Source organism: Pseudotenacibaculum haliotis (assembly GCF_042684245.1).
Classification (GTDB): Bacteria; Bacteroidota; Bacteroidia; order Flavobacteriales; family Flavobacteriaceae; genus Polaribacter; species Polaribacter haliotis_A.
Genome location: NZ_JBHULH010000001.1, coordinates 584,280 through 609,680 on the forward strand (window position 1 = coordinate 584,280; position 25,401 = coordinate 609,680).

Consider the following 25,401-nt stretch of genomic DNA (forward strand, 5'->3'; position numbering starts at 1 on the left):
AATTTGCTCAGCAATCATAAGATCACTGAGCAACTTGAAGTTTGTTTACTTATACTTTGATCTCAACCTCAACTCCGCTTGGTAACTCAAGCTTCATTAAAGCATCAATAGTCTTAGATGAAGAACTATAGATATCTAATAAACGCTTGTAAGCAGATAATTGAAATTGCTCTCTCGATTTTTTATTCACGTGAGGTGAACGTAAAACCGTAAAGATCTTTTTATTTGTTGGTAAAGGAATTGGACCGTTTACAACAGCTCCAGTACTCTTTACAGTCTTAACGATTTTCTCAGCAGATTTATCAACTAAGTTGTAATCGTAAGATTTTAATTTTATTCTAATTTTTTGACTCATCTTTTGTTGAATTAACCTTTAGCGTTAGCGATTACTTCTTCTGAAATATTTGATGGAGTCTCTGCATAGTGAGAGAATTCCATTGTAGAAGTTGCTCTACCAGAAGACATTGTTCTTAATGCAGTTACATAACCAAACATTTCTGATAATGGTACAGTAGCTTTTACAACTTTAGAACCAGCTCTATCTGACATATCAGATACTTGACCTCTTCTTCTGTTTAAGTCACCTACAATATCACCCATGTTTTCTTCTGGAGTCAATACTTCTAATTTCATAATAGGCTCCATAATTACTGCTCTTGCAGCTTTTGCAGCAGCTTTATAACCTAATTTCGCAGCTAACTCAAAAGATAATTGATCAGAATCCACAGGGTGGAAAGATCCATCTTTTAAAGTTACCTTCATTGAATCCATTTCATATCCAGCTAAAGGACCATTTTTCATTGCTTCTTGGAATCCTTTCTCTACAGATGGAACAAATTCTTTTGGTACGTTACCACCTTTAATGATTGATTCAAATTGTAATCCTTGAGCACCTTCTTCTGCAGGCTCCATTGTAAACACAATGTCTGCGAATTTACCACGTCCACCAGATTGTTTCTTATAAACTTCTCTGTGTTCTGCAGCAGCTGTAATAGCTTCTTTGTACTCTACTTGAGGTTGTCCTTGGTTTACATCAACCTTGAATTCACGCTTCAAACGGTCTACAATAATATCTAAGTGAAGCTCACCCATTCCAGAAATAATAGTCTGTCCTGAAGCTTCGTCTGTTCTTACAGTAAATGTTGGATCTTCTTCAGCTAATTTACCTAAAGCCAATCCTAACTTATCTACATCAGCTTTTGTTTTAGGTTCAACAGCGATACCAATTACAGGATCTGGGAAATCCATTGATTCTAATACAATAGGGTGTTTCTCATCTGATAATGTATCACCCGTTTTGATACTCTTAAATCCTACTGCCGCACCAATATCTCCTGCTTCGATATAATCGATTGCATTTTGCTTATTAGCGTGCATTTGGTAAATACGAGAGATACGCTCTTTCTTACCTGAACGGTTGTTTAACACGTAAGATCCAGCATCTAATCTTCCTGAATATGATCTAAAGAATGCTAAACGTCCAACGAAAGGATCTGTAGCAATCTTAAATGCTAATGCAGCAAATGGCTCTTTAGCATCTGGCTTACGAGTAATCTCTTCGTTTGTATTAGGATCTGTTCCTACAATAGCTTCTTTATCTAAAGGAGAAGGTAAATAACGACATACAGCATCTAATAAGAACTGAACACCTTTATTTTTAAATGCAGAACCACAGATCATTGGAATGATTGCCATATCCATTACTGCAGCTCTTAAAGCAGCATGCACTTCTTCTTCAGTAATAGAATCTTCATCTTCCATGAATTTTTCTAACAAGTTCTCATCGTAACTTGCTACTTCTTCAATCAATAAAGCTCTATACTCAGCTGCTTCAGCTTTTAATTCTTCCGGAATATCGATTACATCAAAAGTTGCACCTTGAGTTTCCTCGTGCCATACAATTGCTCTGTTCTTTACTAAATCAACAATTCCTTTAAAATCAGCTTCTTCACCAATTGGTAAAACGATAGGCACTGCATTAGAACCTAACATTTCTTTTACCTGTCTGTTTACGTTCATAAAATCAGATCCTTGACGGTCCATTTTATTTACGAAACCAATTCTTGGCACTTTATAGTTATCAGCTAATCTCCAGTTTGTTTCTGATTGAGGCTCAACCCCATCAACAGCAGAGAATAAGAATACTAATCCGTCTAATACACGTAAAGATCTGTTTACCTCTACAGTAAAATCTACGTGACCCGGAGTATCAATAATGTTAAAGTGGTATCCTTTTGCTTCAGCAGTTGGCTTACCATTTTCAGTTGGGAATTGCCATTCACAAGTAGTTGCAGCAGAAGTAATAGTAATACCTCTTTCTTGCTCTTGCTCCATCCAGTCCATTGTTGCAGCACCGTCATGCACTTCACCAATCTTGTGTGATACACCCGTGTAATAAAGTACACGTTCAGTAGTAGTTGTTTTACCTGCATCAATATGAGCAGCAATACCTATATTTCTTGTATATTTTAAATCTCTAGCCATTTTTATTAAAATCTAAAGTGAGAGAATGCTTTATTAGCTTCTGCCATTTTATGTGTATCAACTCTTTTCTTTACAGCAGCACCTTCTTCTTTAGCAGCAGCTAAAATCTCAGCAGCTAACTTTTGTGCCATTGTTTTTTCATTACGCTTTCTAGCGTAAGAAATCATCCATTTGATTGCCATAGACACCTTACGGTCTGGTCTAATTTGCATTGGGATTTGGAATGTTGCTCCTCCTACACGTCTTGAACGTACTTCTACGTGAGGCATTACATTAGACAAACCATCTTTCCATACTTCTAGCGCAGTTTTCTCGCTATCTTCTTTTTTGTTATCTACGATATCCATTGCATCGTAAAATACTTTGAACGCTACAGATTTTTTACCGTCCCACATTAGGTTGTTCACGAAACGAGTTACTAACTGATCGTTAAACCTTGGATCCGGTAACAAAACTCTTTTTTTGGCTCTTCTTTTTCTCATGTCTTTACATTAAAAAAGTTAAATGATTACTTTTTTGGGCGTTTTGCTCCATACTTTGATCTACGTTGAGTTCTTCCCTCAACTCCCGCTGTATCCAAAGCTCCACGAACAACGTGGTACTTTACTCCTGGTAAATCTTTTACCCTTCCACCTCTAACTAATACTATCGAGTGCTCCTGAAGATTATGTCCTTCTCCTGGGATGTACGCGTTGATCTCGTTACCGTTTGTCAACCTTACCCTTGCTACTTTACGCATTGCTGAGTTAGGTTTCTTAGGCGTTGTAGTGTATACACGCGTACAAACTCCACGTCTTTGAGGACAAGACGTCAAAGCAGCCGATTTACTCTTCTTAGTTATTTTGGTTCTTCCTTTACGAACTAATTGTTGAATAGTTGGCATACTAAATTGTTACTATTTTTCGTTTGTACTAAAAATTTTACTCTTTATTTAAGAGTGCGCAAATGTACGATTAATTTCTTTCTATTCAAATACCAGCATGTTATTTTTTTGTAACACAGGGCAAAACGTTATTTTTTTCTGATTTTACGCTACATTTGAAAGCTTTTTAAAATAGGTTTTGAACAAAAAATTTACACCATATTTATTTCTCCTTTTTCTGTTTTGTCTGAATCATGGAATTTTTGCCCAAGATTTTACATTGAAAATTATAGGAAAAGATACTGTAGAAAACTCTTTGCTAAATCGCTATTCTTATCAGAAAAAGCACCTTAACCTAAAGAGCGTTCATGCATCGATCGATTCAGTTCACACACAATTAAAGAAAGACGGTTACTTTACCTCTATAACAGAAAGCATTACTCAAAAAGAGAAAACTATTATAGCTAAGTTCTCTTTAGGTCCTAAAACAGAAAAGGTCGTCATTGTAATTTCCAAAAAGCTCAAAGAAGAATACAGAGGCTCTCTTTTCACGTCAAGAGACTCCACTTCTTTACGCCCCAGTGAAGTAGAAAACTACATTAACACCATTGCAAAGGAATTGGACGAGCAAGGAAAATCTTTTGCTGAGATTACTTTAGAAGTTCCCAAGCAAGTAAAGTCCTCTTTTATTTTTCATTTAAGTATTAAATCTTCAAAAACCAGAACAGTAAACAACATTGTAGTTAAAGGCTATGATCAGTTTCCAAAATTCTATCTTAAAAATCACTATAAGATAAGTTCAAAGACTATTTTTTCGAAAGAACGATTACAAATTATCTCCAATCAAACAAAGGCACTATCTTTTTTAGAAGAGATCAAACCTCCTGAAGTATTGTTCAAAAAAGATTCTACTATTCTTTATTTATTTCTCAAGCAAAAAAAGATCAGTAGCATTGACGGAATTATCAATTTTGCAACCAAAGACAACAGCAACGACCTGCTCATCAACGGAAATCTAGATCTTAAGTTACACAACGTATTACACACCGGAGAAAGTTTTAAGCTGTTTTGGAACAGGATCAAAGATGAGAATTCAGAATTTAGACTTAGCACAAGAATTCCTTACATTTTTAGGTCTGCCATTACTCCTAGCTTTAGCTTCAACATTTACAGACAAGATTCCACTTTTTTAAACACCAAAGTGAACCTTTCACTAAATTATAGAATTAATGCAAAGTCTGATATCTCCACTTCTTTCTCTTCAGAAAACTCAAATTATTTATTAGACGATGCCAACTCTGATATAAAAGACTTCTCAAATTATTTTGTTGGACTAGGGTATTCTTTCATCCTCCGAAGTCAAAATACATTCTACAACAATAAACTATCCTTTCAAATCAACTCTTCCTTTGGATCCAGAGATGAAAACAACTCATCCTCTACCACACAATATAAAGTTGAATCGAGTACCACGCTTAACATCCTCACTTCAAAGAGAAGTTATCTACATATAAAAAACAGGCTAGGATATTTAAACTCAAAAAACTTCTTGCTAAATGAGCTGTTTAGAATTGGAGGAGCCAACAGCTTGAGAGGTTTTAACGAGCAGAGCATCTTTACAGATCAATACACCTATTTCAACACAGAATACAGGTATCTAGTATCCAATTCTTCTTACTTGTATACGATTGGAGATGTTGTTTTTTTTAACGAGACTTTATCTGATAAAATTAGAAATGCCATTGGAATTGGAGTAGGATATTCGTTCCAATTAAACAACAACTTCATCAACCTCGGATATGCCATAGGAAAAGCATCCGGTTCTGCTTTCGATTTTAACAATTCTAAGTTAATTATCTCTTGGAACACATTTTTTTAGTGAAAGAGTTTAAAAATATTTGATTTTTTTATTACATAAAACACCCCTCCTATACCCTATTTAGATACATCTATTTTCCTTTTAGTCTTTTCGGAGCTTACTCACTGATTATCAACCTTTTTTTTAACCCTCAAACCTTGATATTTGAGCCTAATTTTTAATTCAAAAATCCAAAATGAAAAGACAATTTAAAGGAATTTTAACGCTATTTTTTGCGTTACTTGTGCAGCTAATTTTCGCACAAGAAAAAACTATCAGAGGAACTGTTTCTGACAAATCCGGAGCATTACCCTCAGTAAACATTGCTATAAAAGGAACTACCAAAGGAACTGAAACAGATTTTGACGGGAAGTATTCTATCAAAGCAAAAACAGGAGACATTCTTATTTTTAGCTACTTAGGATACAAAACCATTGAGAAACAAGTAGAAACATCAAATACTATTGATGTTATTCTCGAAGAAAGCGGAGAGCTTCTTACAGAAATTGTTATAACAGCATTAGGAATTAAAAGAGATAAAAAATCCTTAGGTTTTGCTCAACAATCTATCAAACCTGAAAACCTAATACGATCTAGAGAACCTAGTCTCAACAATGCATTGGCAGGAAAAATTGCAGGAGTACAAGCTATTGGAGCTCCAAGTGCCGGTTTCGGAAATTCCCAAATACGTTTAAGAGGAGATTCAAACGTTCTTTATATTGTAGATAACATAAAAGTTGGCTCTACCTCAGATATTAATCCAGACGACATTGCTGATGTATCTATCTTAAAAGGGTCTGCTGCAACAGCATTATATGGGCCGGAAGGAATTAATGGAGCTATATTAATCACTACAAAATCTGCACCTAAAGGAGAAGGTATTATCACCATCAATCACGCTAGTTCGTTTGAGAATGTATACCTATTGCCTGAATACCAAAATGAATACGGAGGTGGGTACTCTCAAAACTTTAGCACTTTTAACTTTGACCCTACCAGACACCCTGCATCTTGGGCCGCATTTGACGGACAGCCAATGGTTGACTACAAAGCTGATGAAAGTTGGGGCCCAAAATTAGATGGGCAACTAGTTCGTCATTGGGACTCTTGGATTGAAGGTGATCCTGAATTTGGAAAACTAAGACCTTTTACTGCAAATCCTAACAATGTTAAGAACTTTTTTAACACAGGAATCGTTAATAACACCTCCATAAGTTTTGCAAAGAGAGGCGAAGATTATAATTTAAGAATTGGGCTGACAAATATTGATAGGACAACTGCATTTCCAAATGCAAAAAGAAAACAAATGCAAGCAAACATTAATGCTAGCTACAAGGTTGATAAAAAATTAACCATTCTTGCAAATTTCAATTATCAAGACAGGAAAACAAAAAATGCTCCTGGAAACGGTTATGGTAATGTTGCATCTAACTTTAATCAATGGTGGCAACGTCAGATAGACATTGACAGAGTTCGGAATTACAAAAGAAATGGAAAAATTGTTTCTTGGAATATCAACAGTCCTACAGATATAGCTCCTTTGTATTGGGATTCTCCATTCTTTGAAGCCTTTGAAAACCTAAGCTTTCAGAACAAAAATGCGCTTTTTGGAAGAATTGGTCTTAAATACGATTTTAACGAAAGTTTAAATGTACAAATAGACCTCAAGAAAACTTTCAACTCTTATGAATCCAATAATCGAATAGCTTTTGGGAGTTTAGGAGGCCAGACTCTACCATCTTATAGTGAAAATGAAAGCGAAAGCCACAGAAATGAACTGTTTGGAATTCTTAATTACTCTGACAATCTTAGTGAAGATATTGACATTAACGCCAATGTTGGATTTGAATTATCTTCTCTTGGTTCTAAGAGTATTTCCGGGAGCACAAATGGTGGCTTATCCATTATTGACTTCTATAGCTTAAACACCTCTATAGACAGGCCTTCTATAAGATCGTCATCATCAAAATTTAAAAGCCAGTCTGTTTTCGCAAAAGCCTCTCTTGGCTACAAAGATTTACTATATGTAGATGGTAGCGCTAGACTAGATTGGGCTTCTTCAGCAAACCCAAACAACAATAGAGTTGACACTTACGGTGCTTCTTTAAGTTTTGTTTTCTCTGAATTAATCCCTAAAAATGACTTTTTACGATTTGGTAAATTTAGAGTAAGCACAGCAGAAGCCCCTAGATTCCCTGGTCAATACTCGCTATTTCGTGTTTTTAGTGTTGGAACACCTTATGAAAACAATGGAACGCTTTCTAATCAAAGTTCCCTTGAAAACCCTTTACTAAAAGGAGGTATTCGCAAAGATTTTGAAATAGGAACAGAACTTAAACTATTCAATAGTCGTCTTGGAGTCGACTTTACTTACTTTAGAAAAACAGACAGCAAACTCCCTGTAAGTGTATCATTAGATGGTTCTACCGGATATACTTCTACCAGCAAAAACGACGGAAAACAAACCTACAAAGGTCTTGAAACAAGTATAAATTATGACATTCTAAAAAAAGAAGATCTCAACTGGGATGTTACTTTAAATTTTGCCACTCTAACAAGATTTGTAGATAAAATTTCTGAGGGTATAGACGTTAACATTATATCAAGTTCTTGGAGAGGTATTCAATTACAAGAAAGAGTTGGGAAAGAATGGGGAGCAATTTACGGTAGAGCATTTAAAAGAGATAGTAATGGACAGATTATTCTCTCTTCCTCTGGAACTCCTTTATATGAAACCAATCAATATCTAGGTAATGTTTTACCTGATTTTACAGGTGGTTTTTCCAACAATTTCCGATATAAAAATTTTAGCATAGGGTTTGACATTGACTTCCAAAAAGGAGGCAAGGTATTTTCCGCTACAAGAATGTTCAACAACTATTCCGGCTTAGGTATAGAAACAGTTGGTAATAATAATTTAGGAAATCCTGTTAGAGATGCTGTTGCTGATGGAGGTGGAGTCTTAATTGAAGGAGTAGATGAAACAACAGGAAAACCGGTTTCTTATAACATAGAAGCTTCAACCTACTGGGGTAGACTATTTGCATTACATGAGAGATGGTTATATGATGCCTCCTATATCAAATTAAGAACACTTAGAATTGACTACTCTTTTCCGAAAGAATTCGTAGAAAAACTACCATTTAAGAGTTTCAACATAGGACTCTTTGCAAACAACGTATGGCTTATTTATTCTTCAATACCAGGGTTAGATCCTTCAGAAATTGAAACTAGCTGGACTGAAGGAGGTCAATTACCAAACGTAAGAACCATCGGTCTTAATATTAAAATGACATTTTAATTAAAAAAACAACCAAATGAAAAAATACAATCAATTTACATTGTTTATTGTTGCAATCACCTTTCTATTGTCGGCATGTGAAAATGTTGATTTCGGCGACACAAATATTGACCCAAATAATCCTAGCCTAGCGGTGACAGCACCCCTTTTGACAAATTCCATAAGAGAGATGAGCGCATACATTTCTCAAACCACTCCAAATCTATATGTTCAGTATCTTTCAAACGGACAGTACGATGAAGAATCCAGATACGAAACACTTAACTGGGATACTGACGGATATTATGGCATACTGCTAGATCTCAAAACAATTATAGACCTTAACACAAACCCAGAAACCTCTACAAGCACACAAATTTACGGATCTAATGCAAACCAAATTGCAGCGGCAACAATCTTAAGAGTTTGGTTTTTGCACGGTATGACAGACAGATGGGGGTATCTTCCTTATAGGGAAGCCCTAGATGCTGATAACAACATCTATCCTAAATATGATTCCCAAGAAGCAATCTACAATGGCTTATTTGATGAACTAGACAAAGCTCTAGAAACGATCGATTCAGGAGCAGGCCCTAAAGGAGACATCCTCTTTGATGGAAACATGAGCCGTTGGAAAACCTTTGCAAACACCATTAAGCTTGTAATGGCTTTGAGATTATCTAAAGCTAATCCTACTATAGGAAAAGAGAAGTTTAACGAAGCTGTTTCCGGAGCAATCTCTTCCAACTCTCAAAACATCTATTACACATACCTAACGGAAGACAACAATGACAATCCATGGCAAGATCGATTTGAATCGAGAAAGGATTATTTAGTTAGTGACGTTTTTGTAAAAGCTCTTATAGGCTCTGGAACAAACGTTGCCCCGGAAGATCCTAGATTACCAAAGATGGCCGATTTAGCTGAAACATCCTCCACTTATGTAGGCGCTCCTTACGGGGTATCCAACTCTAATACTAACAATTATTCTTTTATCACAAAAGACATCATTAAGAAGGGGGATGCTCCTTTAATGATATACACCTATTCTGAAGTTCTATTTGCCAGAGCTGAAGCAGCAGCTTTGGGTTGGACAAGCGAGAATGCATCTACTCTGTATAATGAAGCTATTATGGCATCAATGAAACAATGGGGTGTAAATACTGCAGACGCTACTACATATATTACAGCAAACCCATATAGCAACGTTAGTGATATCGCATATGAAAAGTGGGTGTCATTATATATGCAAGGATATAATAGTTGGGCAGAATGGAGAAGATTTAAAGCTTCTGACACCGAAGATAGAATTGGGTTAATCGCTCCTGCTAACTTATTATCAAATGCTACAGGTATTCCCCAAAGACATGCTTATTCTTCAACAGCCCAGTTTTTGAATGAGGCAAATTATAATACTGCTATTTCCGAGCAAGGAGAAGATGATTTGGACACAATACTATGGTTATTTAAATAGTCCTGAAAAAGAAACAACCCAAGATTGATTATTTCTTTTTGAAAAGACTAAACTTCTTTAAGAAAGAAAAACATATCACAATAGTTAAACCAACCCGATGCATTAAAATGCATCGGGTTATTTACATTCATTACATAAAAAGACAAAAGTCAATCAGAAAACCTTCATCTTCCTTTTATCACAACAACTTTCAACAAATCAAGCTTTTAAAAAAAGCAGGTATAAATACCTAAAAAAGGTCACTTTTACGCTTTACGAAAAAAGTATCATTTCCCCTATTTTTTAACACATATAACAATCTTTTTAGCATTTTGTTTGCTTTTTTTTAACATCTAGCCTTGCTTTTTAACATTAATTTAAGATATTTGAGAAGAATTAATTCAAAAACTCAAATAAATGAAGGGAAAATTCAAAGGAATTTCAACGCTATTCCTAGCGTTGATTGTGCAGATATCTTTTGCACAAGAAAAGACGATTTCCGGGACGGTTTCTGATAGTTCAGGAGGCTTACCTGGGGTAAGCGTTTTGATCAAAGGAACTACTACAGGAACAGAAACTGATTTTGATGGTAAGTATACAATCAAAACAAAAGTAGGCGACATCCTTGTATTTAGTTATCTAGGATACAAGAGTGTTGAAAAAACAGTAGGAGCATCAAAAACAATTGATGTAACTATGGTAGAGGATGCTAATGTTTTAGAAGAAGTTGTATTAACAGCATTAGGTACTGAGAAGAAAAAGGACGATGATCTCAGTTCCACAAGTGTTGTAAAGGTAGCCCAACTTCAAAAATCTGGAGAAGCAGGTCTTTTGCAAGGTTTATCTGGTAAAACTTCCGGTATAAACATTACAAGAAACTCTGGTGACCCGGGTGCGGGAGCGTATATTCAAATTAGAGGTCAGAACACTATCTTGGGAGATAGTAGCCCACTTATCGTATTAGATGGTGCTATTATTTCTAACTCTGCTATTGGTGGAGGTACTGCTGGTGTTGTACAACAATCTCGTTTGAATGATATCAACCCGGAAGACATTGAGTCTATCTCTGTATTAAAAGGAGCTTCTGCTGCTGCGATTTACGGTACAGGTGCTGCAAATGGGGTACTTGTTATCAAAACTAAGCGTGGTAAAGGAGTAAAAGGTCGTTGGAAGGTAGATGTTAAATCTGCTTTGTCTTTTGACCAAGTAAACAGAGAATGGGATAAGCAAAGTACATTTGGACAAGGATGGAGAGGTTCTGACCACTTAACCGGTTCTGGTCTTTCTAATACTGGTTTCTCGTACGGAGCTAAAATCTCTACCAGAGCTGGAGGTCCGGATACTGTAAACACATCTGGTGCTTACTTCCAAGCAGATAACGGAACTCTATACTACCCAATTACACAAAAAAATTCAACAGAAGTATTTAACTCTGCAAACAGAAATGCTGTTTTCAAAACAGGTGTTGTATATGATAACAACGTAAGTTTTAGCTATGCAGGTGAAAAGAGTAGAACTTTTGCCAGTTTATCTAACTGGGATCAAGAAGGTATCTACAGAGGTGCTTCTGACTATAGAAGAACAAGTGTTCGTTTGAACAACGATACTGATTTCTCAGACAAGTTTACATTAAAAATGTCTGCAACATATATTAATATCGAATCAAATCGTGTTCAAACTGGATCAAACTTAAACGGTTTATATTTAGGATACTTACGTACTTCTCCTGACTTTGACATTAGAGATTACCGCGGAACTCACTTCGACGCCAACGGTATTCCAACTCCAAACTCACACAGAGGATATAGACAGCACTTAGGATCTGCAAGAACTTTCGATCCAGTGAACGGTACTTTTAGCTATAACTCTCCTGCTTATAACAACCCACTTTGGACAATTAATGAGCAAAAGAACTTAAATGAGGTTAACAGATTTATTATAGCTCCTGAGTTTGTTTATAAAATTAACGACGATTTATCTTTAACAGGACGTTACAGTGTTGACTACTATCAAGATAACAGAATTAATTTCTGGCCTTCTGGTTCTGCTGGAGACGGTACTAACGGTCTTTTTGGAGAAGACAGAATTACTGAGAGTAATCAAAACTATACAGTATTCTTAACTGGAACAAAAAATATTAACAGTGATCTAAGATTAGATTATACTGTAGGTACTCAATTTACTCAAAACTCATATAAGAGATTATCTGCAGACGAGAGTAACTTTACAAACCCTGATGCATTAGACTTCTTAAACGTAGGAAACGCTGTTTCTGCAAACTCTAATACAACAGACTTCATTTCTAAGACAAGAAAATCAGGAGCATTTGCTTTATTGAATTTCGATTATAAAAATGAGTTCTTATTAGAATTGACAGGTAGAGGGGAATATGTATCTACATTACCAAATGCAGGATTGATCTTCTATCCTAGTGCATCTGCAGGTTGGAACTTTACAAAGTACCTTGAAAATGTAGACTTCTTATCATTTGGTAAAATGAGAGTTTCTTATGGTGAGGTAGGTATTGAAGCCGCTCCATATTTAACTTCTACTGTAATTACTACTGGAGGTGTATTCTCTGGATGGGGTGATGGTTATGAAGGAGCCTTATACGGTAACCCATTAGCACAATCTTCACAAAGAGGTAACCCAGATTTAAAAGAAGAGCGTATCAAGGAATTTGAAGTTGGTTTCGACACTAGATTCTTAGAAAACAGAGTGAGCTTATCTTTTACATATTATAACAGAACATCTTCTGATGTTTTATTAAACCTTCCATTAGCACCTTCAACCGGATTTGGTTCTCAGTCTGTAAATGCTGCTGAGATCTCAAACAAGGGTATTGAAATTGACCTTACCGGTAGAATCATTCAAAATGAGGATGTAAACTGGAACATGAATTTAACCTTCACTAGAAATAGAAACATGGTTGAAGATTTAGCGGGTAGCGCATACTTTGCATTAAACGGATTTACATCTAACTCTTCAGGTATTGCTGAAGGACAACCATTTGGAGTATTAAGAGGTACTGCATACGCAAGAGATGCCAGCGGTAATTTAATTTTAAATGCCAACGGATTCCCAACTGCAGCTGCTACTGAAACATACCTTGGAGATCCAAACCCAGAATGGAGAGGTTCGTTAGGAACTTCGGTTTCTTATAAAGGATTTACATTATCTGCTTTATTAGAAACATCTCAAGGAAATGATGTATGGAATGGTACAAGAGGGGTTTTATACTTCTTCGGAATCCACCCGGATACTGCTGTTGAAACAGTTGCTTCTACAAACTTAACAACTGCTGGAGGAGCTACAATTCCTGCCGGAACAACGTTTAGAGGTTACGAAGTAGACTTCGGAGGAGGTCCTGTTGCTGTTGACCAAGATTGGTGGACAACCAATGGAGGTGGATTTGGAGATGTTGGTGAGCCTTTCTATGAAGATGCATCTTGGGTAAGATTAAGAGAAGTTTCTTTATTCTATGATTTCCCAAGAAGTTTAACTTCTAAGCTTAAAATCGATAACATTCAATTAGGTATTACAGGTCGTAACCTAGCTTTATGGACTAAGATCGATGGATTTGACCCAGATAACAACTTAACTGGAGCTTCTAAAGGTAGAGGACTAGAGTACTTTAGTAACCCTGGAACTCAATCAGTGTTAACTACCTTACGTGTTTCTTTCTAATTATGATTAAAAAAATTAAAATATATAAAATGAAAAAAATATTAGCTTACAGTATTCTTTCGGTTCTCTTCATCACTATGTCATGCGAGAGCTATACGGAAGATTTAAATACAGACCCTAATGCCTTTTCGAGCGCACCACCTGAACTGATTATTGGTCAGGCGCAATTAGGATGGATGCAATTAGCTACGTCAAACAGTGCTCGTTACGCAGGTATTTTCATGAATCACTTTACAGGTGAGGATAGACAATATTTAACTGTAAACGGTTACTCAACAACTGCTGCAGATTATGATGATGCATGGGACGATGCTTATGTTGACGGAATTCAACAAGCTGAATTAACAGAAAGATTAGCTTTAGAATCTGGAAACATGCAACTTGCCGGAATCGCTCAAATAGCAAAAGCTGCTATTTATGGAGAAATGGCTGCTTTGTTTGGAGACATTCCATTCTCGCAAGCCGGTAATCCGGATGAGTTTCCTCAACCTGCATACGACGGTCAAGCTGCCGTTCTTTCAGGAATTCAAACAATTTTAGATCAAGCTATTACCAATGTAGGTTCGTCAAGCGCTTCTCTTTATGCAGGAAACCGCTTGTCTAGTGGAGCTACTTGGGCAGAAATTGCTTACTCTTTAAAAGCTCGTTATTATTTGATCGCTAAAGATTATCCAAATGCATTGGCTAGTGCACGTCAAGGAATTGACACACCTGCTAAGAGCTTGGTTTCTTTACATACTACTTCTACCAATACTGAGAACTTATACTATCAGTTTATGGTAGATGAGCGCGACGGATATCTTGGAGCTACTGATTCTCATTTATTACACTTATTAGATGGTACAGTACCAAGATTGATCAACACACCTGGTGATTCTAACAGATTCACTTTCTACTTCACTCCTTATTCTGATGGTTCAGGTCATGCACCTAACGTATCTAGTACCGGAGTTTTTGCTGAGACAGCTTCTATGAACATTATTTCATACGAAGAAGTAAAGTTGATCGAGGCAGAAGCAGCAAATAGAACAGGTGATGCTGGAGACGTTACTGCATTTAACGAGGTAAGAGCACACTTAGCAACTGTATACGGAGGTAGCTTCCCTGCAACAGCTTCGGCTTCTGGAAGTGCAGCCTTATTAGCAGAGATCTTAGAAGAGAAATATATTTCATTGATTGGTGAGTTACAACCTTTCCATGATATAAGACGTACAAATAATTTATTAAATGTACCACCAAAAACAGGATCGACAATTCCACAGCGTTTTATCTATCCTCAGGTAGAAGTTGACACGAATCCAAACGTTCCTTCTCCTATACCAGATTTATTTACAAAAACACCTGTAAATCAATAACTTTAAAATTTTCATTGTATACAGAAAAGCGTTGCTCACAGAGCAGCGCTTTTTTATTAACCTAAAATTAACACGAATAGTTTTTGATTGAAAACAATTCAACAGAAGTAAAACTCGCTTAACATTTACTTAACTTTTTTAAGTTTTTTTTTGTTAAAAAATTGGAGTTTTAAGTTTATTTTAAGACTTTTGGCATTAATTAATTCAAATAATTATACAATGAAGACAAAGTTTAATGGAATTTTAACGCTGTTATTGGCGTTGGTTGTGCAAGTCTCCTTTGCACAAGAAAAGACTGTCTCAGGTACCGTTAGCGACGCCGATGGTACGCTTCCTGGGGTTAGTGTTTTAATTAAAGGTACCACTACTGGTACTGAAACCGACTTTGATGGAAAGTACTCTATCAAAACCAAAGTTGGTGATGTTCTTGTGTTCAGCTACCTAGGTTACACTAGTGTAGAAAGAACTGTAGGTTCATCAAACACTATTAATGTTGTATTAAAAGCAGGTGAGGTTCTTGACGAGATCATTGTAACTGCTGCTTACGACATTAAAAGAGCAAAACCTACTGTAAACTCATCTGTAACAACTTTGAGTGCTGAAACAATTGAAGGTAGACCAAACGCATCTATCGTTCAGACGTTACAAGGACAAGCAGCAGGGGTAAACATTACTACAGGATCAGGTCAGCCAGGTGCTAATAGCCAGATTATTGTTCGTGGTATTGGTACAATTAACGGGGATGCTGAGCCATTATTTATTATTGATGGTGTACCTGTAGATGGTGATAACTTTAGAAGTTTAAACCCTAACAACATAGCTTCTGTAAACGTATTAAAGGATGCTGGAGCAACAGCGATCTACGGAAACAGGGGTGCAAACGGGGTAATTATCATTACTACAAAAGGAGGTAAATTCAACAGTAAGTTACAAGTTGAGTACAACTACTTAAACAGTTACTCTACTTTACAGGATGTAAACTTCGATTTATTAGGTTCTAGACAACAGTTATTATTAGAAAGAACTTATGGAAATGGTCGTGGTGCTTCTTTAACAGATGCTGAGATCGATGCTTTAGCTAACGCTGTTGATACTGATTGGAGAGACGTATTCTTTAGAACTGCGGTTACTCACAGTCACAACTTAAGATTATCTGCTGGTTCTGAAACTACTGCAACTAACGTTTCTTTAGGTTTCTTCGAGCAAGAAGGTATCCTTCAAGATAGTGACTTGAAAAGATTTAACCTTGACATGAAAATCAACGGTACGAATCAAAACAAAAAATTCAACTATGGAGTTACAACTTCATTAAACTACTCTAAGAGTAATGAGCCTAACAGTATTGGTTCTGGAGCAATTAACAGAAACTATGTATTAGGAGCATTTATGTCTGTACCTTATATTTCTCCAGATGAGTATACGAACGGGGCGGCACTTTTATCTCCGCTTTTATTCTCTAATACTCCATTATTCTTATTAGATAGATTAGCTACTTATACTCGTTTCGAGGAAGAAGTTAAAGTTATTATGGCATTAAATGCTAGTTATGAAATTTTCAACGGTGTAAGAGTAAGCTCTAGATTCGGTATGGATTATATCGAAGAGATCTTAACAAGAGCTGAAGGACCAACATCTTTCAACGCATTGTTATTTGCTGCGACAGGAGATAACACTCCAGGTTTCCAAGCTCAACAATCTAACCGTTTTGCTTCATTCAACTTATTGAACTCTATTAACTACTCTACTGTAATCGACGACAAGCACACTCTTGACGCTGGTGTTTACATGGAGGTTATCAAAACTCACGGAAGATCTTTCGGATTCTTCGCTAGAGGTTTAGATCCAAGAACATTCTTCCCTGGAGATGGTAGTGGTTTTGTATTTGACAACGCTGCTAACGATTTCTACGTAGGTACAGAGAATGCTAATATTTCTGAAACTGGTTTATTATCATACTTCGCAAACGTTGATTATGACTACGACAAGAGATTTGGATTTACTGGTACTTTAAGACGTGATGCTTCTTATAAGTTTAGAACTTCTAACCGTTGGGGTACTTTCTACTCTGTAGCTGGTAGATGGAATATTGACAAGGAAGACTTCATGGAAGATTCTCCTTTCGGATTATTAAAGTTAAGAGCTTCTTGGGGAGAGACTGGTAACCAGTCTGCTGGTGGAGCAAACACTGTATTAGATTTATATAATACTGGTGGTGGTTACGGTGGATCAAATGCTTTGATCGTAGGATCTGTTGCTAACCCTGATTTTAAGTGGGAAACTACTGAGCAAATCAACGTAGGTGTTGACTTTGAAATTTGGGATAGAAAATTAACTGGTACTATCGACTGGTATAGAAAAAATACAACTGGTTTATTTGTACCGCTTCCAACACCTTCTTACTTTGGTGTAACTAGTATTAGTGCAAACAGTGATGGTAACTTAGTAAACAGAGGATTTGATGTTGCATTAAACTATACTCCTATTAACACAGAGGATCTTAGAGTTAGACTTAACTTTACAGGTAACTACAACATCTCTGAGAGATATGGAGCTAACATTACTGGAGTAGAAGAAGGAGGACCTTTAGGACAGTACTTCTCAATTCCTTACGTTGGAGTTAACCCAGCAAACGGAAACTTATTATTCTTAGATATTAATGACAACTTAACTGAAACTCCTGGTGATGCTGACCGTAGATTTACTGGAAAGAGTGCTCAACCTGATGCAAACGGAAGTTTCGGATTTGAAATCGATTACAAGAACTTCTTCTTAACAACTCAGTTTAACTATACTTTAGGTGTTGATCGTTTCGACTTTGACTACTCTGATGCTGTAGATCCAACTGCAATTGGACAGTTCAGACACTCAGGTGATCTTTTAAGAGCTTGGACTCCTACAAACAGAGTTACAGATATTCCTGCATTAAGAGCGACTAACTTAGGTGGTCCTCAAGGAACAAGATTCTTATTTAGCTCTGACTACATCAGATTACGTTTTGTTCAGTTAGGATATAACTTCCCTAAAGACGTTTTAGATAAGTTTAAATTAAACAAACTTAGAATGTTCTTCAACGCTGAAAACATAGTAACTTTTACAGGATGGAGAGGATATGATGCAGAAGGTTTTGCAAGTACGTCTAGAGGATATCCTACACCAAAAACAGTTTCTTTCGGTTTAGAAATAGGACTATAATAAGAAAAACAAGAAATTATGAAAAAATTATTAAGCATATTAACTTTATCTCTATTCGTCTTTACGTCGTGTAATGATGTGATCGATATCGAGCAGCCAGGAACATTACTTGCTGAGAATGCTTTTAAAACTGTTGAAGATTTACAGTTAGGAGTATTAGGTATCTACAATAGAATAGATAATACAAGACAAATTAGAATTAACTCCGTATTTTCGGATGAAACAGCTATCGGTAACGATAGTGGTGGACAAAACTCGGCTGAATATTCATTCGTGTTAAATTCAACTACAGGACTTCCTGCAACAATTTGGAACCGTAACTATATCACAATCAACCAAATCAACAAGATTTTGGCTGCTGCTGAGAACATTCCTATTGGAGCTGGAGAGCAAGGAGATTACAACAATGCTATTGGTGAATTAAGAGCTTTAAGAGCTTATACTCACTTTATGTTGAACACTTATTTCTCTACAGACTATACTGATGATAGCGCTTTAGGTGTAATTGCTTTATCAACAATTCCTGGATTAAACGAAGATTTACCAAGAAATACAAATGCTGAAGTATATGCTATGATTGATGCAGATTTAACTGCTGCAGATGGATTATTATCTAATCAATCAAGTAGAACTTTTATCAGTAGAGACTTTATTACTGCTTTAAGAGCTAGAATGGCTGCTTACCGTGGACAATATGCTGCTGCTGATGGATATGCTGCTACATTATTAGGTAGCTACTCAATTGCTAACCAAACTCAGTTCTTCAACATGTGGAGTGATACTGACGATACAGAAATCATCTTTGAATTAGAGAGAAACGTAGGTGACTCTTACGACGGTCAAGGTACCGGAGGTGGTGGATGGGCTGGAAGCTTATATGCTTTCGTAAACAGTACTGCTAGTGGTTCTCCATTTATGGAAATGAGTAGATCTTTATACAACAAGTTAGATGAGGTTGCTGGTGATATCAGACTTACTAGATATATCGACCCTTCTTCTACTATTGATCCTGCTTATGATGACAGATTTGATGACTATTTAGTTATCAGAAAATATCCTGGTCACCAAAGTCAACCTTTAATGAATGATATCAAGATCTTCAGATCTTCTGAGATGTTATTCATCAGAGCAGAAGCTGCTGCTAATGCTAGTGACTTAACTGGTGCTGCTGCTTATATCAAGCAATTAAGAGATGCTAGATTTGGTGCTGCTCAACCAGCTCCAGTATACGCTTCTCAACAAGAAGCTTGGGCTGGAATCTTAGCTGAAAGAAGATTAGAGCTTGCTTTTGAAGGACACAGATGGGTAGATCTTAAGAGATTAGGAGTTACTGCTAACGTAACAATTGACAGAGATCCTGTTAACTGTACTATCTTTAACGCTTGTTCTTTAAGTGCTACTGATCACAGATATACTATGCCAATTCCTCAATCTCAGATTGACGTAGATCCTGAATTAGTTCAGAATCCTGGTTATTAATCTTAAACTTTAGAAAAAATGAAAAAACTTTCAATATTCGCATTTTTCCTAACGATAGGATTACTTTTCACTAGCTGTGAAGAGAACGAGAACCCAATATTTGACAATGTTAATGGTCAAACATTAGCTCAGTTATCTGCTAGTGCTGGAGCACTTGCAACTCCTGCAGAAGGAGCATCGATGACTGTAAATGTACTAGTAACAACTGTTTCTAATACAGATAGAGCAATCTCTTTTGTTACTAGTGAAGATAATACTGCTACTGCTGGTCAATACCAGTTAAGCGGCTTGGTAATTCCTGCTGGTGAGTACGTTGGTACTGTAACTATTACTAGTGTATTTGCTGGATTACCAGATCAAGGTAGTGTATACTTGGATTTAAATTTAACCGGAATCGAAGGTTCTGATGCATACGTAGAAAACGGAAACATTAGAGTAGAGATGTTCAAGAAATGTGATATTCCTGCTGGAAATTACGTAATTGACATGCAAGATTCTTACGGTGATGGATGGAATGGAGCTTCAATCACAGTAACTATTGATGGAGTTGCAACAGACTATACTGTTTCAGCAGCTCAAGGTAGTGCTGCACAACACGTTATTAACGTTCCTTCAGGAACAGATCAGTTAGACTTTGCGTTTAACTCTGGATCATGGGATAGTGAGATCACTTATCAGATCACATCTCCTAATAACATTGTTATTATAAACGATGGTCCAAATCCAACTATTGGTACTGTAGTTTACAATCCATGTAATATCTAAAATTACTTGTTGATAGATATATAAAACCACTCCTTAACGGAGTGGTTTTTTTATGCAATATAAATCACTACTTTTGCCACGTGGAACAGACAACAAATATATTCGGACTAAGAGCTATCATAGAAGCAATTCAAAGTGGTTCAACAATCAATAAAATTTATTTACAAAAAGGATTGCGTGGAAATCTCTTTTTTGAACTAGAAAGCTTAATCAAAAAAGAAAGGATTGCAACAAGTTTTGTTCCTGTTGAAAAGCTTGACAGATTGTCTAAGAATAAAAATCATCAAGGGGCTGTTGCACAAATATCTCCTGTAGAATTTAACGATCTTGAACAGTTGATAGAGTCTACTTTAGAACAGGAAACCACTCCCCTTTTCCTTTTATTGGATCAAGTTTCTGATGTTCGAAATTTTGGTGCCATTATACGAAGTGCTGAATGTACAGGTGTTCACGGAATTATTATTCAACAGTCCGGAAGTGCTCCCGTAAATGCAGAAACCATTAAAACATCTGCCGGTGCCGCTTTTAAAGTACCTATCTGTAGAGTTAATCATATCAAAGACGCTATTTACACTTTACAAGCATCTGATATCTCTATTGTAGCCGCAACTGAAAAAACAGACAATCTTTTGTTTGATCTAGACCTGAACAAACCTCTGGCTATTGTTATGGGATCAGAACATAAGGGAGTAAACCCTTCTGTACTAAAAATAGTGGATGAGAGAGCCAAGCTACCTTTGTTGGGTGAGATAGATTCATTAAATGTTTCTGTAGCTTGTGGCGCTTTCTTATACGAAGTTATTCGTCAGCGTTTATAACAGGATTCTCTTCTTGCTCCTGTATCAGGTTTCCATTTTCATCAAATAGCAAATCAAACTCTGTTTGACTGAATTTATATTCTTCTTTTACAAGACCTTTTCTTCTAAAAAGAAATGCTAAGATCAATCCTACAACAAATCCTGAAAGATGTCCTTCCCATGAGATCCTTCCTTCTGTAGGAAACACAAACCATATCATACTTCCATATAAGAAGATTGTAATTAGTGATACAGCTATCAAACGAAAATGATTTTTGAAAATACCACTGAAAAACACAAAACTAAATAATAAGTATACAATCCCACTAGCGCCTATATGATACGATTCTCTAGCAATGATCCAAGTAAAAAGTCCTGTAAGAACAAGTCCGATTAAAAGTACTTTATAAGCTACCTTTTCATAGAAATACATCAGGCAAAGCGACAATACAAACAAAGGGATCGAGTTATTAAAAAGGTGCTGTGTATCGCTGTGTATGAATGGCGAAAAGAATACACCTCTTAATCCACTGAACTCTCTAGGCAGTATTCCATACTTGTTAAAGTTGAAATTATATTGAATCTCAAACCAATACACAAACCAAATAGCAAAGACAAAAGCTATTGGAATCCAAAACATTTTTGGTTTAAAAGATAAACTAGATCTATCATTCATACCTGTAATATATCAAAAACAAAACCATTGCTTAAAATGAGAACTTCTGTCATAAATCTTTCTTACTTTTATCCTTATGAATGCACCTTTGGCAGAAAGAATCCGTCCTAAATCATTAGAAGAATATATTAGTCAGCAACATTTGGTTGGAGATCAAGGGATTTTGACTAGAAACATAAAGCAAGGAATTATCCCGTCACTAATTTTTTGGGGACCTCCCGGTGTTGGGAAAACTACACTTGCCAATATTATTGCCGAAGAATCTAAGAGACCTTTTTATACACTAAGTGCCATCAATTCCGGTGTAAAAGACGTTAGAGAGGTTATAGACAAAGCAAAAAAAGGAAGTGGACTCTTTACTTCTAAAAATCCTATTCTTTTCATAGATGAGATCCATCGCTTTAGCAAATCTCAACAAGACTCATTATTAGGAGCCGTAGAGAAAGGATGGGTAACCCTTATTGGTGCAACTACAGAAAATCCGAGTTTTGAGGTAATTCCCGCACTTCTGTCCAGATGTCAGGTATATATCTTGAATTCTTTTGATAAAAACGATCTCATTGCCTTATTAGAAAGAGCTATTGAAAAGGATGTGTTTCTTTCCAAGAAAAAGATCGATCTCAAAGAAACGGATGCACTTTTACAGGTTTCCGGAGGAGATGCTAGAAAATTATTGAACATATTTGAGCTTCTGATAGAAAATGAAGATTCTGTAGTGATCACAAACAAAATGGTACTGGAGAAAGTACAAAAGAACACCGTTAGGTATGACAAAACCGGTGAACAACACTATGATATTGTTTCGGCTTTTATCAAATCCATACGAGGAAGCGATCCTAATGCTGCTGTGTACTGGTTGGCCAGAATGGTTGAAGGTGGTGAAGATGTAAAATTTATTGCGCGTAGAATGCTTATTTCTGCGTCTGAAGATATTGGAAATGCAAACCCTACAGCTTTGATCTTGGCAAACAATACCTTTCAGGCTGTTTCTGTGATTGGTTATCCGGAAGCCAGGATTATCTTAAGTCAGTGCGCTGTCTATTTGGCAAACTCTCCAAAAAGTAATGCCTCGTATATGGCCATTAAAAATGCACAACAGTCGGTAAAGCAAACCGGAGATCTTTCTGTTCCGTTGCATTTGAGAAATTCTCCTACAAAATTGATGAAGGATTTGGGTTATGGTAAGAATTATCAATACTCACATGACTATGACAACAATTTTGTCAACCAAGAGTTCTTACCTGATGAATTGAGTAGCACAAAATTCTATGAGCCAGGAAAGAACGCCAGGGAAAACAAATTTCGTGAGCGTTTACAACAACTGTGGAAAAACAAGTACAAGTACTAGAACTTAACGCTGTACTTTTGGGTTACAAGTGAATCGTTATCGTAGTATTCTGCCAACCAATATCCACCTTTTTTCACCAAAGTTCCGTTCTTGTCTTTAATGATAAATTTTTCAGGATCATTGGTCTTTAACAGAACAAAAACAAGATTGCCTTTATCATCTGCCAACTGATAGGTGTTTCCTTTTTTCTGAGCAGTTAATACCGGTAATGCGTTTTTCTTTGGAGTTTCTTCTTTGACAGTTACTTTCTTTGAAACGATTACAGGTTTTCTTTTTACTTCTTTCTTCTCTTCTACTACAACAGGTTTCTTTTCTACAACCGCTTGGTTTCTACTTATACTTGGATCGTAAGCATAGTTGATATGACTTAGCTTTTTAAAAGCTCCTGTAATCGATTGGTAATACGCTCTTTTTAGATCTTTTGATCTCCCCTCACCTTCCATTGTAGTGTACACCAATTTTCCTTTACAGTCTCTAAGTTCAACCTTGCTTCTTGTAATGAACAATCCTGATACATCTTTTACATTGGCAAACAAGCCTAAACACTTGTTTATGGCTAGTTCTTGTGGTACTTCTTCATTATCCAAATAAGATTTAAAACCAATCTTATTGAATAAGAACTTTGTTAAAGAACTTGTTTGATGTGCATCAACACTTTTTACAAAGTCAAATTTGCTGTTTACAATTATGTACTTGTATTGGTTGAAATTAATGAGCTCTTGCGCTTGAATAGTGATTCCGAAGAACAAAAGGAAGATTGTTAGTACTCTATTTTTCATGTCTATTCTATTACCATATTTATTCCAAAGTTAACAGAAATATTGCTAGCACTAATAGCATCTCTTACACCAAGTATATTATCTACCAATCCAAACACATTTACTTTACCCCATTGGAAGGTTAATCCTGACCCAAGTATTGTTGCAGAATAGTCATTAACTGTGTGTGTAAGTTTACTGTGAACTTTTTCTGAAAGAGACGTTTCAAAGAAGCTAGTAAATGAGAACTGAGGTCCTTTTGGCCTTAAGACCGAATGTAGTTGAAACCCTATAGCGTTGAAGTAATATTTTTTACGAGTATTCGCATAACATCTTCTTCTTCTGATTTCTCCAAAACTATACTTTAAAGCAGCATTTATTTTTGTAGGCCTCCATGAGGTATACGCTTCCGTAGTTTCATCTGTTGGTACCTTATCGTCAAAATCATCTTCTAACTCTTGCCAGTAATCTCTTGGATTGTCGGGATCGAACTCAAAATTAATTCCGTCAAAAGTATAATCACCTTTTGCACTGTATACTCTGGTGTTCTTTGAATGTCTTACAAATCCTAGATCTAAAATACTTCCGGTAAACTCTAACTGTGGAGAAAAATGATATGTTAATCCAAAATCAAATCCAAGTCCCAAGTTACCTCCTAAGAATGTTTTGGATAAAATATCTGTACCATTCTCCAATACTTTATCATTAGCTCCAACCAAACCAGAAGTTCGGATATTAACATTCACATTGTTCAACGACTGTCTTATGATGTTCTGCGGATTCGAGAAAGTAGTAAAAGTTCCTGAGTTATGACTGGTCTCTACATTAAGGCTGGAAGAATAAATCTTTACTCTGGCTCCAATGTTTAATTTCTCATTTACCTTTCTAGAAATACCTGCGTGTAGTACTCCTAAAACATCAGCTTTAACATTAAGTTGAGAAAATGAAAAAGAGCGATTCAGGTAATTTACATTTCCATAATAAACTAGGTCTGCAATATCTTTGGGCATATAAAACATTATATCCACCTCTTCATAAAATCCGAAGCTCAAATAAGTTCTATCATCATATCGATAACCTCCGTTTAAAATATCAATTCTTGCATTGATATTTACATAATCGTCTTGATCTATTTTATTTAAAACTCTTCTGAATTTATCTCTAAAACTCTGATTATCTGCCAAGAATAATTCAGATAGGTTAAAACCAGTTAAACCAGTATTAAAATTGAAATTTGATAATATTGGAATCCCGTAATGGTACTTGAAATTTGTTTCTGCACCCGGGTTTAGCATTAATGTATGCGGAGTTTCACCAAAAGAAAATGCTAATTGCTGTTGCGCTTTTGCACTCATTGTAAAAAGGGCAACAAGTAAAATGTTTGCGTATAAAATCTTCTTCATGTTC

General features: G+C 36.1%; 17 protein-coding genes. 10 read left to right on the forward strand and 7 right to left on the reverse strand.

The annotated features are described in order from the left end of the window. Positions 1-49: 49 nt before the first annotated feature. Genes rpsJ through rpsL form a run of 4 tightly spaced genes read right to left on the reverse strand, consistent with a single transcriptional unit; the run spans position 50 to position 3,367 of the window. Positions 50-355 carry a 30S ribosomal protein S10 gene (gene rpsJ / locus ACFSRZ_RS02940; protein WP_024740605.1) on the reverse strand — a complete coding sequence of 102 codons (306 nt, stop codon included), beginning with the start codon at positions 353-355 and terminating at the stop codon, positions 50-52. Positions 356-366: 11 nt separating this feature from the next. Further along, positions 367-2,484 (reverse strand): elongation factor G, encoded by a 2,118-nt coding sequence (gene fusA, locus ACFSRZ_RS02945; protein WP_379665023.1) that lies wholly within the window; start codon positions 2,482-2,484, stop codon positions 367-369. 5 nt (positions 2,485-2,489) lie between these two features. Continuing rightward, positions 2,490-2,966 carry a 30S ribosomal protein S7 gene (gene rpsG / locus ACFSRZ_RS02950; protein WP_379665024.1) on the reverse strand — a complete coding sequence of 159 codons (477 nt, stop codon included), beginning with the start codon at positions 2,964-2,966 and terminating at the stop codon, positions 2,490-2,492. Positions 2,967-2,992: 26 nt separating this feature from the next. Next, positions 2,993-3,367, reverse strand: coding sequence for a 30S ribosomal protein S12 (gene rpsL / locus ACFSRZ_RS02955; RefSeq protein WP_369047852.1), 375 nt, complete (start codon positions 3,365-3,367; stop codon positions 2,993-2,995). Positions 3,368-3,626: 259 nt separating this feature from the next. Between rpsL and ACFSRZ_RS02960 the strand changes: the two genes are divergently transcribed. From ACFSRZ_RS02960 to rlmB, 9 genes are all read left to right on the forward strand, one after another. Next, entirely contained in the window at positions 3,627-5,225 is a 1,599-nt protein-coding gene (locus ACFSRZ_RS02960) for a hypothetical protein (protein ID WP_379665025.1), read from the forward strand. A gap of 175 nt (positions 5,226-5,400) precedes the next feature. Beyond that, the gene (locus ACFSRZ_RS02965; RefSeq protein WP_379665026.1) at positions 5,401-8,505 is read left to right on the forward strand and encodes a SusC/RagA family TonB-linked outer membrane protein; all 3,105 of its coding nucleotides are present in this window, start codon (positions 5,401-5,403) and stop codon (positions 8,503-8,505) included. Positions 8,506-8,521: 16 nt separating this feature from the next. Continuing rightward, positions 8,522-9,958 (forward strand): SusD/RagB family nutrient-binding outer membrane lipoprotein, encoded by a 1,437-nt coding sequence (locus ACFSRZ_RS02970; RefSeq protein WP_379665027.1) that lies wholly within the window; start codon positions 8,522-8,524, stop codon positions 9,956-9,958. 396 nt (positions 9,959-10,354) lie between these two features. After that, positions 10,355-13,624 (forward strand): SusC/RagA family TonB-linked outer membrane protein, encoded by a 3,270-nt coding sequence (locus tag ACFSRZ_RS02975; RefSeq protein WP_379665028.1) that lies wholly within the window; start codon positions 10,355-10,357, stop codon positions 13,622-13,624. Positions 13,625-13,653: 29 nt separating this feature from the next. Continuing rightward, a complete protein-coding gene (locus tag ACFSRZ_RS02980) occupies positions 13,654-14,979 on the forward strand; it encodes a SusD/RagB family nutrient-binding outer membrane lipoprotein (protein ID WP_379665029.1) in 1,326 nt (441 codons plus the stop codon). Positions 14,980-15,198: 219 nt separating this feature from the next. Next, positions 15,199-18,171, forward strand: coding sequence for a SusC/RagA family TonB-linked outer membrane protein (locus ACFSRZ_RS02985; RefSeq protein WP_379665030.1), 2,973 nt, complete (start codon positions 15,199-15,201; stop codon positions 18,169-18,171). An 18-nt stretch (positions 18,172-18,189) separates the two neighbouring features. Beyond that, the gene (locus ACFSRZ_RS02990) at positions 18,190-19,650 is read left to right on the forward strand and encodes a RagB/SusD family nutrient uptake outer membrane protein (RefSeq protein WP_379665031.1); all 1,461 of its coding nucleotides are present in this window, start codon (positions 18,190-18,192) and stop codon (positions 19,648-19,650) included. An 18-nt stretch (positions 19,651-19,668) separates the two neighbouring features. After that, positions 19,669-20,415, forward strand: a complete 747-nt coding sequence (locus tag ACFSRZ_RS02995; protein ID WP_379665032.1) for a hypothetical protein — start codon at positions 19,669-19,671, stop codon at positions 20,413-20,415. 80 nt (positions 20,416-20,495) lie between these two features. After that, positions 20,496-21,233, forward strand: a complete 738-nt coding sequence (gene rlmB, locus ACFSRZ_RS03000) for a 23S rRNA (guanosine(2251)-2'-O)-methyltransferase RlmB (RefSeq protein WP_379665033.1) — start codon at positions 20,496-20,498, stop codon at positions 21,231-21,233. Here rlmB and ACFSRZ_RS03005 read toward each other — a convergent pair. Further along, positions 21,214-21,852, reverse strand: coding sequence for a rhomboid family intramembrane serine protease (locus ACFSRZ_RS03005; protein ID WP_379665034.1), 639 nt, complete (start codon positions 21,850-21,852; stop codon positions 21,214-21,216). The two genes, rlmB and ACFSRZ_RS03005, sit on opposite strands and share 20 nt — an antisense overlap. Before the next feature lie 112 nt (positions 21,853-21,964). Here ACFSRZ_RS03005 and ACFSRZ_RS03010 point away from each other — a divergent pair, with 112 nt between their 5' ends. Beyond that, entirely contained in the window at positions 21,965-23,236 is a 1,272-nt protein-coding gene (locus ACFSRZ_RS03010) for a replication-associated recombination protein A (protein WP_379665035.1), read from the forward strand. Here the strand turns inward: ACFSRZ_RS03010 and ACFSRZ_RS03015 are convergent. Continuing rightward, complete coding sequence (locus tag ACFSRZ_RS03015) at positions 23,233-24,015, reverse strand: hypothetical protein (protein WP_379665036.1); 783 nt, start codon at positions 24,013-24,015, stop codon at positions 23,233-23,235. The two genes, ACFSRZ_RS03010 and ACFSRZ_RS03015, sit on opposite strands and share 4 nt — an antisense overlap. Positions 24,016-24,017: 2 nt before the next feature. Further along, positions 24,018-25,397, reverse strand: coding sequence for a DUF5723 family protein (locus ACFSRZ_RS03020; protein ID WP_379665037.1), 1,380 nt, complete (start codon positions 25,395-25,397; stop codon positions 24,018-24,020). Positions 25,398-25,401: the final 4 nt, after the last annotated feature.